Annotated in this window: 13 protein-coding genes; 6 read left to right on the top strand and 7 right to left on the bottom strand. The window is 64.6% G+C overall.

Annotated features, from left to right (window positions below; all coding sequences use genetic code 11):
• Positions 1-291: 291 nt before the first annotated feature.
• The gene (locus A5740_RS02525; RefSeq protein ID WP_076191246.1) at positions 292-1005 is read right to left on the bottom strand and encodes a LysR family substrate-binding domain-containing protein; all 714 of its coding nucleotides are present in this window, start codon (positions 1003-1005) and stop codon (positions 292-294) included.
• Positions 1006-1034: 29 nt separating this feature from the next.
• Here A5740_RS02525 and A5740_RS02520 point away from each other — a divergent pair, with 29 nt between their 5' ends.
• Both A5740_RS02520 and A5740_RS02515 read left to right on the top strand, forming a co-directional pair.
• Positions 1035-1418, top strand: a complete 384-nt coding sequence (locus tag A5740_RS02520; protein ID WP_076191188.1) for a DUF5997 family protein — start codon at positions 1035-1037, stop codon at positions 1416-1418.
• Positions 1419-1719: 301 nt separating this feature from the next.
• On the top strand, positions 1720-2595 hold the full coding sequence (locus tag A5740_RS02515) for an exodeoxyribonuclease III (protein WP_076191187.1): 876 nt from the start codon (positions 1720-1722) through the stop codon (positions 2593-2595).
• Between the two features lie 248 nt (positions 2596-2843).
• Here A5740_RS02515 and A5740_RS02510 read toward each other — a convergent pair whose 3' ends face one another.
• Complete coding sequence (locus A5740_RS02510) at positions 2844-3518, bottom strand: helix-turn-helix domain-containing protein (RefSeq protein WP_076191244.1); 675 nt, start codon at positions 3516-3518, stop codon at positions 2844-2846.
• Between the two features lie 80 nt (positions 3519-3598).
• On the opposite strand from A5740_RS02510, the gene A5740_RS02505 reads away from it, so the two are divergent.
• Entirely contained in the window at positions 3599-4006 is a 408-nt protein-coding gene (locus tag A5740_RS02505; RefSeq protein ID WP_076191186.1) for a DUF1761 domain-containing protein, read from the top strand.
• A 238-nt stretch (positions 4007-4244) separates the two neighbouring features.
• Here A5740_RS02505 and nrdE read toward each other — a convergent pair whose 3' ends face one another.
• The 4 genes from nrdE to A5740_RS02485 all read right to left on the bottom strand — a co-directional run bounded on the left by nrdE (position 4245) and on the right by A5740_RS02485 (position 8158).
• A complete protein-coding gene (gene nrdE / locus A5740_RS02500) occupies positions 4245-6362 on the bottom strand; it encodes a class 1b ribonucleoside-diphosphate reductase subunit alpha (protein ID WP_175616138.1) in 2118 nt (705 codons plus the stop codon).
• 17 nt (positions 6363-6379) lie between these two features.
• Positions 6380-6832 (bottom strand): class Ib ribonucleoside-diphosphate reductase assembly flavoprotein NrdI, encoded by a 453-nt coding sequence (gene nrdI / locus A5740_RS02495; RefSeq protein WP_076191184.1) that lies wholly within the window; start codon positions 6830-6832, stop codon positions 6380-6382.
• Between the two features lie 42 nt (positions 6833-6874).
• Positions 6875-7114, bottom strand: coding sequence for a redoxin NrdH (locus A5740_RS02490; protein WP_076191183.1), 240 nt, complete (start codon positions 7112-7114; stop codon positions 6875-6877).
• A gap of 501 nt (positions 7115-7615) precedes the next feature.
• Positions 7616-8158, bottom strand: a complete 543-nt coding sequence (locus A5740_RS02485) for an NAD(P)H-dependent oxidoreductase (RefSeq protein ID WP_076191182.1) — start codon at positions 8156-8158, stop codon at positions 7616-7618.
• Positions 8159-8249: 91 nt separating this feature from the next.
• Between A5740_RS02485 and A5740_RS02480 the strand changes: the two genes are divergently transcribed.
• From A5740_RS02480 to A5740_RS02470, 3 genes are read left to right on the top strand one after another with little or no spacing between them, the layout of a single operon-like run.
• Positions 8250-8867: a TetR/AcrR family transcriptional regulator gene (locus A5740_RS02480; RefSeq protein ID WP_076191242.1), complete on the top strand. Its 618-nt coding sequence runs from the start codon at positions 8250-8252 to the stop codon at positions 8865-8867.
• Complete coding sequence (locus A5740_RS02475) at positions 8864-9955, top strand: DNA polymerase IV (protein WP_083653913.1); 1092 nt, start codon at positions 8864-8866, stop codon at positions 9953-9955. The genes A5740_RS02480 and A5740_RS02475 overlap by 4 nt, the downstream gene beginning before the upstream one ends.
• A gap of 10 nt (positions 9956-9965) precedes the next feature.
• Positions 9966-11144 carry an AAA family ATPase gene (locus A5740_RS02470; protein WP_076191180.1) on the top strand — a complete coding sequence of 393 codons (1179 nt, stop codon included), beginning with the start codon at positions 9966-9968 and terminating at the stop codon, positions 11142-11144.
• Here A5740_RS02470 and A5740_RS02465 read toward each other — a convergent pair.
• Positions 11141-12022, bottom strand: coding sequence for an SDR family oxidoreductase (locus A5740_RS02465; protein ID WP_076191178.1), 882 nt, complete (start codon positions 12020-12022; stop codon positions 11141-11143). The genes A5740_RS02470 and A5740_RS02465 overlap by 4 nt on opposite strands.
• Positions 12023-12040: the final 18 nt, after the last annotated feature.

Below are 12040 nucleotides of genomic sequence, written 5' to 3'. Positions count from 1 at the left end.
AAAGGGTAGTGCGGCGATTGCGGCCCTATTTATCGTTCACGAAAGATTATCCTGGCGAAATCGTCGCGGACCCATAGGCGACTGAACGAGTCAATTGCTCAACCAATGCCAGCAAACGACAAATCGTGCCGAGCTTCGTCGAAATATTCGGATAGCTAATGATATTGGCAATGCCTTGAATGGTTGCTGCATCGAGGGATTCCCGGACAATTCTTCGGCTGGCGGCGTTCCCGATCGCCCAGGCGTCCACAGATCGGTGAAATACTGCTTCGATCCGGCCGCGCTATTACGTCAGCGTTTCCCACGGCCGGCACGCCCGGGCTTGCGAGCGACCTTTCCTGCGGCGGCACGGGCCGCCTGCTTTGCGAGCGTCTTCTCTCGCGCGGTGCGTTTCGGCGCCGGCGCGGCCTGCCCCCGCGAAGAGCCCGGCTTGCGGCCGCGCACGATCCCGATGAACTCCTCGACCAGTGCCGGCTGCGGCCCCTCCGGGAAGGCGAGCGCCACCGGACAGACGGGTGCGTCGGTGATCGGCCGGTACGTGAGATCTTTGCGGTGATACAACCGCGCCAGCGACTGCGGCACGATGAGCGCACCCATCCCGGCGGCGACGAGTTCTATTGCCTCCGCAGTGGTTTCGGGTCGATAGGTGACGGGAGTACCCGGCGCGTCCGGCCAGTCGACGACGTCGTCGAGTGGGACCAACGTCGGCTCCCCGTCGAGGTCCGCGGCAGTGATCTCGTCGACTGCGCTGAGAAGGTGATCGGTCGGCACCACCGCCACCGTCGTCTCCTCATACAGCGGGATGACCGCCAGCCCGGACGTGTCGGCCGGCAACCGGAGTAATGCCACGTCAACAGTGCCGGCCCGCACCGCGTCGGCGGCATCAACCGCGGCGACCGCGCACAACTGCAAGGCAACCTCGGAGTGGCGCTGCGACCAGATCCGCTCCCACTTCGCGGGCGTCCCGCCGGGGATGTACCCGAGGGTCAGGGACGGCGCGATCACCACCTCAGATTACCGATAGGCTGAGCGCCATGAGCAGGCCGAATGCCCAGTCCATGAAACCCGCAACGGCGGCCAAGAAGCTGGACGTGTACTTGCCGGCGACGCCTGCGGAGTTTCAGGAGAACCCGATCACCCGCGACGAGCTTGCCGCGCTGCAGGAGAACCCGCCGCAGTGGCTCAAAGACCTCCGCAAGAACGGGCCGCATCCGAAGAACCTCGTGGCGGCCAAGCTCGGCATCTCGATCGCCGGCCTCGGGCGTGGCGGTGTCGAGAAAGCGCTCACCACCGAGCAGATCGATGCGCTGCTCGAGGAGAAGCCGGAGTGGCTCGTCGCCGAGCGGGAGAGCTACCAGGAAGTGCTGCGTGAGGAGCGACGTCTGAAGGCACTGCGCGCGGACGAGGCTCGCCGCTAAACGCCGAATGGCTGTTTATTGCACGAAGTTTCGCGATGTGCGTGCGATAACTAGCCAGTCGACGGGGTGACCGCGACGCCGCAGAGAACGCGCCCCGCGGCGATACGACACCCTTCGCACCCTCCCCAATTGATCTGGATCCACGATCGCATCACTATCGCGCGCAACATCCAGAGCTTTTTTATACAGAACGCCATCCATATCAAATAGACATCAAAGCGGCGTTACCGTGTTGCGGCCTTTGGCGACCGTGTGGAGTGAAAATGATGACTCGATGACCGAACCTAACCACCCGCACCCGATGCCTGACATTCCAAACCTGGGCATCGCCACCTTCAACGTCAACGGGATCCGGGCGGCACGCCGTCGGGGCTTCGAGGACTGGCTCGCCGAGCGGAAGCTCGATGTGGTGGCCTTGCAAGAGTTGCGCTGCCCAGCCGGAGAAGTCGGCGCGTTCGACGGTTATGACGCGGCAATCGACTGCGGCTCGATTCCGGGCCGCAACGGTGTCGCGATCCTGACACGCGAAGCACCGTCGGCCATACGGACCTGGGTCTCGCATCCACCGCGCACTCGGGGCCTCGGGGCCTACGCGCACGAAGGCCGATACCTCGAGGTCGACCTCGCGGACACTCCCCTCACGGTGGCGTGCCTCTACCTGCCGAAGGGCGGCCTGCCGGCGCACCTGCAGCGGCCAGGCAACATGCGCGACACACCTGACGGCGGCGCCAAGTACGACCGGAAGATGCGCTTCCTCGGGGCGTTCGCACGCGAGCTGCGCCGGAACCGTCGGGCGGCGCTCGACGCGGGCCGCGAGTTTCTGTTGCTCGGCGACCTGAACCTGGCCCATCTTCCGCACGACGTGACCAATTGGCGGCCCGCGCAGAAGATGGAGGGCTTCCTCCCCGAGGAACGCGCCTGGCTGGGCGCACAGATCGGCCCCCGCACGCTCATCGACGTGGTCCGGACGGTGCACGGCGACCGCCCCGGGCCATTGTCCTGGTGGAGTTGGGCCGGCGAGTCGTTCGTCAAGGACGTGGGCTGGCGGATCGATCACCACCTGGCCACGCCGCGGCTCGCGAAGACCGCCGTATCGGTGACCGTCGACAAGGAAGCCACCCCCGGCGCGCGGCTATCCGACCACGCGCCCGTGGTCGTGCAGTACGCCTTCCCGTGAACGCCGGTGACGGGTCAGGGGCTGAGCATCGCCGCCACCCAAACCGCCGAATGGCCACAGGGCTGCCCGCGCCGGCAGGAACGAGAACCGCTGTGGGAGCACGGAATCCATCCACTGAGCTGGTGGGCAAGCGAATCCACTTCCGCCACACCACTCTTGATCCCGACGACCTCGAAGGAGGCTGGCTTCGTATGACACTACCGGCCGCCCCAGACGCCGGACTTAGGGCTGGAGACGAGAGGAGCTGCCTACTGGCAACCAGCCGCGGGATTTGTGGCTGACTGCACTTGTGGAAACGCTCGGCGGAGAACATCCACGTTACCGAGAAGGCTCCCCGACGCGAGGGCCTGGTCCACTGAGAGGGCACCGGCAACAAGGCCGACCACGATCTCGGGCTCGGCGGCTAGGACAGCCTCAGGTTGAAGATGAGCGTCGATTCTCGCGCTCGGGCCGTCCTCGTCGATCCGGACAACGATGAGGAGACCTCCCACGTCGAATCCGACCTCCACGGGAGGTTCGGCCGTCCTGCCACGGAGCATGGCTGGCAGGGCAAGCGTCAGCCACCGCGGCCGGAAGGCGTCATCGCCTTGTCCCGTCGCCAGCAGGGGAATGGCCCATCTGCCGAGGGCCTCCATCGGCTCCCTCAGCTCTGCACCCCACGATGTCAGTCCATAGAGGACGCCCGTGTCCCCCAGTCGTCGCTCGATGACCCCGGCCGCCTCCAGCGTCCGGAGACGCTCGGCCAAGAGGTTGCTCGCGACGCCCGGGAGGGAGGACTTCAGCTCGCCGTACCGCAGCAGCCCGGGCAGCAGTTCGCGCACTATCAGGAGATTCCAGCGATCTCCGACGACGTCGAGCGCACGGGCCAGTCCGCAGAACTGACCGTAGGAACGTCCGATTCTCTGCTTTACTACCTCCACCATGGTGGATAATATCAACCACACTCGCGGGAAGCTAGATCTTGACCCGACCCTGGGTTCGACGACGACAGAAGGGTTGTGTAATGGAGATCAACTGGCTCGGGGCCGTGCTCGCGTTCGTAGCGGGCATGGTCGTGGCGTTCATCTGGTACCAGAAGGGCTTCATCGCGAACGCCTGGGAGCGGTTGACGGGCGTGACGCCGGAGCGCTCGAGACCGGCTCGCGTGAGGAACATGATCCAGTTGGCCGTCGCGAATCTTCTGACGGCCGTAGGCCTCGCGGCGGGGATCTCGGTCGCGTCGACGGCGACGGGCGACGGGTCTGTGGGGATGGCTCTGATGGTCGGGTTCGCAGCATGGCTGACGTTTTCCGCCAGTACGCTCCTGCAGCACAACGCCTTCGAGCTGAAGCCCGCGAAGCTCACCGTCATCAACACCAGCTACCAGCTTGCTTTGTTCCTGGCGATGTCGCTCGTGATCGGACTGCTGTAACGCCGAGGGCTCGTGTTGATCACCTCGCCCAATGCACCCGACCTTGCTGATACCGCCGAGGATGACCACGTCGGATCGTCGGCGGCGGGTCGTCTGATCGCGCCGTGAGTCGAAGCGCGATCCAGGAGCCGGAATCCGGGGGCACCAGTAGGCCCACCCAAACCGAAGGCCAGTTATTGCACGCATTTTCACGATTCGCGTGCAATAACTGGCCACTCGACGTCAGAGCGTCACAGCATCACAACATGCAGCTGACGCAGTTCTCCACCTCAGTGCCTTGCAGCGCCATCTGCCGCAACCGGATGTAGTACAGCGTCTTGATTCCCTTGCGCCAGGCGTAGATCTGCGCCTTGTTGACTTCGCGGGTATCGGCGGTGTCCTTGAAGAACAGCGTCAGGCTCAACCCCTGATCCACGTGCTGGGTGGCCGCGGCATAGGTGTCGATGATCTTCTGGTAGCCGATCTCATACGCGTCCTGGTAGTACTCCAGGTTGTCGTTGGTCAGATACGGCGCCGGGTAGTAAACCCGACCGATCTTGCCTTCCTTGCGGATCTCGATCTTGCTCGCGACCGGGTGGATCGATGAGGTCGAGTGGTTGATGTAGGAGATGGACCCGGTCGGCGGGACGGCCTGCAGGTTCTGGTTGTAGATGCCGTGCTTCTGCACAGACTCCTTCAACTGCTTCCAGTCGTCCTGCGTCGGGATGTGGATCTCCGCGTCGGCGAAGATCTGCCGCACCTTGTCGGTGGCCGGCTCCCACACCTGTTCGGTGTACTTGTCGAAGAACTCCCCCGAGGCGTACTTCGAGTCCTCGAATCCGCCGAAACGCGTACCACGTTCGATCGCAATGAGATTCGACGCGCGCAGGGCGTGGAACAGCACGGTGTAGAAGTAGATGTTGGTGAAGTCGATGCCTTCTTCGGAGCCGTAGTGGATCCGCTCGCGGGCCAGGTAGCCGTGCAGGTTCATCTGCCCCAGGCCGATCGCGTGAGAGCTGTTGTTGCCCTGCTCGATCGAGGGCACCGACCAGATGTGAGTCTGATCGCTCACCGCGGTCAGGGCCCGGATGGCCACCTCGATGGACTGGGCGAAGTCCGGTGAATCCATCGTCTTGGCGATGTTCATCGATCCCAGGTTGCACGAGATGTCCTTGCCCACCTTGGAATAGGACAGATCGTCGTTGAACTCGGAGGCCGTGGAGACCTGCAGGATCTCCGAGCACAGGTTGGAGTGGGTGATCTTGCCGGCGATCGGGTTCGCCCGGTTCACCGTGTCCTCGTACATGATGTACGGGTAACCCGACTCGAACTGCAGCTCGGCCAGCGTCTGGAAGAACTCGCGCGCCTTGATCTTCGTCTTGCGGATCCGGGCGTCGTCGACCATCTCGTAGTACTTCTCGGTCACCGAGATGTCGGCGAACGGGACGCCGTAGACCCGTTCGACGTCGTAGGGCGAGAACAGGTACATGTCCTCGTTCTTCTTGGCCAACTCGAAGGTGATGTCGGGGATCACGACACCCAGCGAGAGCGTCTTGATCCGGATCTTCTCGTCGGCGTTCTCGCGTTTGGTGTCGAGGAACCGGTAGATGTCGGGGTGGTGCGCGTGCAGGTACACCGCACCGGCACCCTGTCGTGCGCCGAGCTGGTTCGCGTAGGAGAACGAGTCCTCCAGCAGCTTCATGATCGGGATGACGCCTGAGCTTTGGTTCTCGATGTTCTTGATCGGCGCGCCGTGCTCACGAATGTTGGTCAGCAGCAAGGCAACTCCGCCCCCGCGCTTGGACAGCTGCAGGGCCGAGTTGATCGAGCGCCCGATGGACTCCATGTTGTCCTCGATGCGCAGCAGGAAGCAGGACACCGGTTCGCCGCGCTGCTTCTTGCCCGAGTTGAGGAACGTCGGGGTGGCCGGCTGGAAACGGCCGTCGATGATCTCGTCGACGAGCTTCTCGGCCAGCACCGTGTCACCGGCGGCCAGGGTCAGCGCCACCATCACGACACGATCCTCGAAGCGCTCCAGGTAGCGCTTTCCGTCGAAGGTCTTGAGCGTGTAGGAGGTGTAGTACTTGAACGCGCCGAGGAAGGTCGGGAACCGGAACTTCTTGGCGTAGGCCCGATCCAGCAGACTCTTGACGAAGTTGCGGCTGTACTGGTCGAGCACCTCGCGCTCGTAGTACTCCTTCTCGATCAGGTAATCGAGCTTCTCGTCCTGACTGTGGAAGAACACGGTGTTCTGGTTGACGTGCTGCAGGAAGTACTCCCGCGCGGCCTGCACATCCTTGTCGAACTGAATCTTGCCGTCGGCGTCGTACAGATTCAGCATCGCGTTGAGCGCGTGATAATCGGTCTCTCCGGGCAGAGCATGCCCAGGAGCGGTTACAGGCTCTGCAGCTGTGACGGTTGGTGGCACGTCTGGTCCTTCCAAAAGTCTTTCAACCCCGCACGGACAGCCTCGACATCGTCCGGGGTTCCCATGAGTTCGAAGCGATAGAGGTACGGCACACCGCATTTGCGCGAGACGACATTGCCCGCGTACGCGAACTCCGCACCGAAGTTGTTGTTGCCCGCGGCGATGACGCCGCGGATCAACGACCGGTTGTGTTCATTGTTGAGAAAAGCGATGACCTGCTTGGGGACATAGCCCCCGTTGTTGATGTCAGGGGTGGCACGGCCGCCGCCGTAGGTGGGAAGGATCAGAACGTAGGGTTCGTTCACCTCGATGCGGCCGTGCAGCGGGATCCGGGTGAGCTGGTCCTCGGGCCATCCCAGCTTCTGGACGAAGCGGTGGGTGTTTTCCGAGACGCTGGAGAAGTAGACGAGATGGCTCATCGTGTCCCCCTCCTCTCCCCCTTGTTCCCTTGATGACCTCCGTTATGCGCTCGCCGCGACCGAGCTCAGTGCCTTGATCCGATCAGGCCGGAAGCCCGACCAGTGCTCGTCACCGGCCACCACAACCGGCGCCTGCAGGTACCCGAGCGCCATGACGTAGTCACGGGCCTCGCTGTCGAGAGTGATGTCGACCTTCTCGAACTCGATGCCCTGCTTCTCCAACGCCTTGTAGGTGGCGTTGCACTGCACGCATGCGGGCTTGGTGTACACGGTGACGGTCATCTTCGGTACGGCTCCTCTTGCGGAAAGTGAACAAACTGGACAGTGACTGGCAACTGCTCGGGTCTTACGTTTCGCTTAAGTTCAGCGACCTTCGGGCCGCCGAAATTCCCGCCGGTCGAAGCCGCTCTCCGGCTGGTCCTGAAACCGACTCGGCCGGATTCGCTGCGCTCCGGCCGGCCCCCGAACCGTGGTGGCCTGTCGGTCTCTCAGACACTACACCTAGTGGCCGACAGTTCGAAGCCATACAAGATGTTCTGAATAACATTTCTGAAATTCCCAGGTCGTAAGTGTGCCAGCAACCACGTCCACGGCGTGTCGCGCACGACTTGACAGACCGTGTCGCGCACCCCCACCAGATGTAGCACCAGCCACCGACAAGTCCGGTCGACGCAAAGCGCAAGACCCCCCAATAGCAAAGCCGCCGGCCGGGTCATGAGACCCAGCCGGCGGCAGGAATTTTGCCGGGAAGCGGCGCGGAAGGCAAAACGCCAAGACGAACCCTCAGCCGACCTCCGCTGTGAGCTTGCCCACAATGTCCCGCAGCGCCTCGGCCACCTCGGCGTTCTCCCTCGGATGCTTGCCGTCGAGCGACTTGGATGGCACCGAGAGCTTGAGATCCTCCACCACGCGCGGCCCCGCGATACCGAACGACTTACGGGTTTCGTCGTGCGCCCAGACCCCGCCGTACTGACCCAGGGCCGCGCCCACCACCGCCAGTGGCTTGTCCTTCAGCGCGCCGTTGCCCCACGGCCGGGACAGCCAGTCGATCGCGTTCTTCAACACCCCCGGGATGCTTCCGTTGTATTCGGGGGTGACCACGAGCGTCGCGTCAGCCTCGGCGGCCGCCGCGCGCAGCGCGACCACGGGCTCGGCCACCTCCGCGGTGTCAATGTCCTCGTTATAGAAGGGCAACTCGCCCAGTCGGTCGAAGAGTTCGAGATTCACCCCGTCGGGCGCCTGTTCGATCGCAAGCTCGGCGAGCTGTCGGTTGACCGACGCCACACGCAAGCTTCCTACCAAGACCAGCACCTTGATATCGGCCATATGTCCACGCTCCTCTGTTCGTCTCGCCCGATCTTCGCAACCATCAACCGGACTGTGGTCCGATTAATTCCGCCTGAGTTAAAGTGCAGTGGTGGCAGCCTCCGACCGCCCGTCCCGGCCAGCGGGCCTCGACCCGGCGCCACCAGAACGCGGCCCAGGCCGTGTCGACGCCGCCCGAAACCGCGCGCTGATCCTCGATGCCGCGCGCCGACTCATCGCCGAACGCGGACCCGACGCGGTCAGCACCGACGATATCGCGGTCGCAGCCGGCGTCGGGAAAGGAACGGTGTTCCGCAGATTCGGCAGCCGGGCCGGATTGATGATGGTCCTTCTCGACGAGGACGAGACCGCCGAGCAGGACGCCTTCATGTTCGGTCCTCCCCCGTTGGGGCCCGGCGCACCACCTCTGGAACGGCTGCTCGCCTACGGCGAGGACCGGCTGCGCTTCGTGCACTGTCATCAGGCGCTGCTGTCGGATGCCGTCCGCGATTCCGCGCTGCGCTACTCCGGCCCGTTCACCCTGCACCGCACACACGTCCGCATGCTGCTCGAAACCGCGGGCACCACCGGCGATCTCGATGCCCAGGCCGACGCGCTGATCGCACTCCTCGACCCCGATTACGTGGCACACCAACTCTCACGTGGCCGAACGCTCGATGAGCTGGCCGTCGCCTGGCAGGACACCGCCCGCAAATTGTGCGGCCGATGACCGCAGTGCGGCGCTGGATCCTCCATATAGACCTGGACCAGTTCCTGGCCTCGGTGGAATTGCGCCGCCATCCCGAACTCGAGGGCCTGCCGGTCATCGTCGGTGGCAGCGGTGATCCCACCGAACCCCGAAAGGTGGTCACCTGTGCGTCGTATCAGGCTCGCGAGTTCGGCGTGCATGCCGGCATGCCGCTGCGCACCGCCGCGCGCAAATGCCCCGATGCCACCTTCCTGCCATCAGATCCGGCGGCGTACGACGCCGCCTCCGAGCAGGTGATGGGTCTGTTGCGTGACCTCGGGCACCCGTTGGAGGTCTGGGGCTGGGACGAGGCCTATCTGGGCGCCGATGTGAGTGATCCGGTGGAGTTGGCCGAACGCATCCGCGCCGTAATCACCGCCGAGACCGGATTGTCCTGCTCGGTGGGAATCAGCGACAACAAGCAACGCGCCAAGGTGGCCACCGGGCTGGCCAAGCCCACCCGCACGCGAGGAGAAGATCAGGGCTCAGGCGTGTACATGCTCACCGAGACCAACTGGATGTCGGTGATGGGCGACCGCCCCACCGATGCGCTGTGGGGTATCGGGCCCAAGACCACCAAGAAGCTCGCCACACTGGGCATCGCCACAGTGGCTGATCTGGCCGCCACCGATGCCACGGTTCTCACCTCGGCCTTCGGACCCACCACCGGGTTGTGGATCCTCTTGCTGGCCAAGGGCGGCGGCGACAGCGAGGTCAGCTCCGAGCCGTGGATCCCCCGGTCCCGCAGTCACGTCATCACGTTCGCCGAAGACCTCACCGAACGCGGCGAGATGGACGACGCGATCCGTGAGTTGACCCGTCGGACCCTCGACGAAGTGGTCGAACAGGGGCGCATCGTCACCCGGGTGGCGGTCACGGTGCGCACCGCCACGTTCTACACAAAAACCAAGATCCGCAAGCTCAGCGCGCCGAGCACCGATGCGGCGCTCATCACCGATACCGCGCTGGCGGTCTTCGATCAGTTCGACCTGGACCGTCCCGTCCGTCTGCTGGGAGTGCGCCTCGAGCTGTCGATGGACGAGATTCCCACTGTCACAGCCGACCAATAACCTCGTAGCCATGCTGCAGACCATCGCCATCCGGGGCTACCGCTCGCTGCGCGAAGTTGTCCTGCCGTTTGGACAACTCACGGTGGTCACGGGCGCCAACGGCACCGGCAAGTCCTCGATCTACCGTGCACTGCGGTTGTTGGCCGACTGCGGCCGGGGGCAGGTGATCGGATCACTGGCCCGTGAAGGTGGATTGCAGTCGGTGCTGTGGGCCGGTCCCGAGCAGCCGTCCGAAGACCCGCAGGGTACCGCTCGTAACCGCCCGGTATCCCTCGAACTCGGTTTCGCCGCAGACGATTTCGGATACCTTGTCGACCTGGGACTACCACAGATGGCCGGATCGGGTGGCGAGCCGTCGGCATTCTCGCGGGATCCGGAGATCAAGCGGGAGGTGGTGTTCGCCGGGCCGGTGCTACGGCCCGCCTCGGCACTGGTGCGTCGTACTCGCGAATACGCCGAAGCCGCCGCGCAAACCGGCCGCGGGTTCGACGAGTTGACCCGGTCGCTGCCCTCCTACCGCAGCGTGCTGGCCGAGTACGCCCATCCGCACGCGCTTCCGGAACTGTCGGCGGTGTCGGATCGGCTGCGTGACTGGCGGTTCTACGACGGGTTTCGGGTCGACGCCGACGCACCGGCGCGCGCACCCCACGTCGGCACCCGTACCCCGGTGCTCTCCGACGACGGCTCCGATCTGGCCGCAGCGGTGCAGACCATCATCGAGACAACATTCGACGACTTGGGCCGTGCCGTGGCCGACGCGTTCGACGGGGCGGAGCTCTCGGTCGCGGTCAACGACGGGCTGTTCGATCTGCAACTGCGTCAACGCGGCATGCTCCGACCGTTACGAGCGGCCGAATTGTCCGACGGCACATTACGTTTCCTGCTGTGGGCAGCTGCCCTGACCAGTCCCCGTCCCCCCTCGTTGATGGTACTCAACGAACCCGAGACGTCCCTGCATCCCGATCTCGTCGGTCCGTTGGCCTCCCTGATCCGCACCGCCGCCGAGCAGACCCAGGTCGTGGTGGTCACGCATTCCCGTGCGCTGCTGGATTTTCTGGAGACCACCCCGGCCGCCGACGAGGAGCGCGGCTCCGCGATCGAGGTGGCGCTCTACAAGCAGTGGGGCGAGACGAAGGTGGACGGGTTCGGCATGCTCAACACACCCTCGTGGCACTGGGGAAAACGCTAGCGCTGTGTGGTTTTCGGCCGCAACGCCCGGCTGAACAGCACGTTGACCTGACGCATGGCCACACTGTAGGGCCACCAGGCAACCCGCTTGAAGGCGTACAGGGCGCGGATGTCGCCTGAGGTGTAGATCAGGAAGCGGTTACGCCGCACGCCGGCCAGGATCTTGTCGGCCGCTTTCTCCGGCGAGATGGCGTGACCGGCGAACCGGTCCACCCACTTCTTCACCTGCGGGTCGTCCCGGTCCACGCCGGCGATCTGAACCGTCTGCACCAGACCGGTTTTCACCGCACCCGGCACCACGACCGACACACCGATGCGGTGCCGTGCCAGGTCGAAACGCAGCACTTCACTGAGGCCCCGCAGACCGTACTTGCTGGCGCTGTAGGCGCTGTGCCACGGCAGCGCGACGATGCCCGCCGCCGAGGACACGTTCACCAGGTGCCCGCCGCGGCGTGCCCGCACCATCGGCGGCACGAACGTCTCGATCACGTGGATGGGACCCATCAGGTTGATGTCGATCATCGAGCGCCAGTGCTGATGGGTGAGTTGGTCGACGGTCCCCCACGCCGACACCCCGGCGATGTTCATCACCATGTCCATCGACGAATGCGCCGCGTGAATGTCGGCGGCGAAGGCCGCCACCTGGTCGTAATCGGAGATGTCGAAGGCGCGGTGGGCGGACACCTGGGCGCCGAGGGCCCGGGCGTCGGCGACGGTCTGAGCCAAGCCCACTTCGTCCCGGTCGGTCAGGAACAGCTCGGCGCCTTGCGCCGCGAGTGCCAGCGCGGTGGCGCGGCCGATACCGCTGGCCGCCCCCGTGATCAGACAGCGCTTACCCCCGAAGTCGGCCCGACCGTTACCCGCGGTATCACTCCCCATAGCGGTGACCTTACCTGT

The sequence above is a fragment of the Mycobacterium sp. GA-1841 genome, from assembly GCF_001954135.1.
Classification (GTDB): Bacteria; Actinomycetota; Actinomycetes; order Mycobacteriales; family Mycobacteriaceae; genus Mycobacterium.
This window is presented reverse-complemented; position numbering and strand designations above follow the sequence as displayed.

What these genes read in the sequence shown, in the direction of transcription:
- A5740_RS02520 (WP_076191188.1), top strand. Translation starts at nt 1,035, where the DNA reads ATGAGCAGGCCGAATGCCCAGTCCATGAAACCCGCAACGGCGGCCAAG.
- A5740_RS02515 (WP_076191187.1), top strand. Translation starts at nt 1,720, where the DNA reads ATGCCTGACATTCCAAACCTGGGCATCGCCACCTTCAACGTCAACGGG.
- A5740_RS02510 (WP_076191244.1), bottom strand. Translation starts at nt 3,518, where the DNA reads ATGGTGGAGGTAGTAAAGCAGAGAATCGGACGTTCCTACGGTCAGTTC.
- A5740_RS02505 (WP_076191186.1), top strand. Translation starts at nt 3,599, where the DNA reads ATGGAGATCAACTGGCTCGGGGCCGTGCTCGCGTTCGTAGCGGGCATG.
- nrdI (WP_076191184.1), bottom strand. Translation starts at nt 6,832, where the DNA reads ATGAGCCATCTCGTCTACTTCTCCAGCGTCTCGGAAAACACCCACCGC.
- A5740_RS02490 (WP_076191183.1), bottom strand. Translation starts at nt 7,114, where the DNA reads ATGACCGTCACCGTGTACACCAAGCCCGCATGCGTGCAGTGCAACGCC.
- A5740_RS02485 (WP_076191182.1), bottom strand. Translation starts at nt 8,158, where the DNA reads ATGGCCGATATCAAGGTGCTGGTCTTGGTAGGAAGCTTGCGTGTGGCG.
- A5740_RS02475 (WP_083653913.1), top strand. Translation starts at nt 8,864, where the DNA reads ATGACCGCAGTGCGGCGCTGGATCCTCCATATAGACCTGGACCAGTTC.
- A5740_RS02470 (WP_076191180.1), top strand. Translation starts at nt 9,966, where the DNA reads ATGCTGCAGACCATCGCCATCCGGGGCTACCGCTCGCTGCGCGAAGTT.
- A5740_RS02465 (WP_076191178.1), bottom strand. Translation starts at nt 12,022, where the DNA reads ATGGGGAGTGATACCGCGGGTAACGGTCGGGCCGACTTCGGGGGTAAG.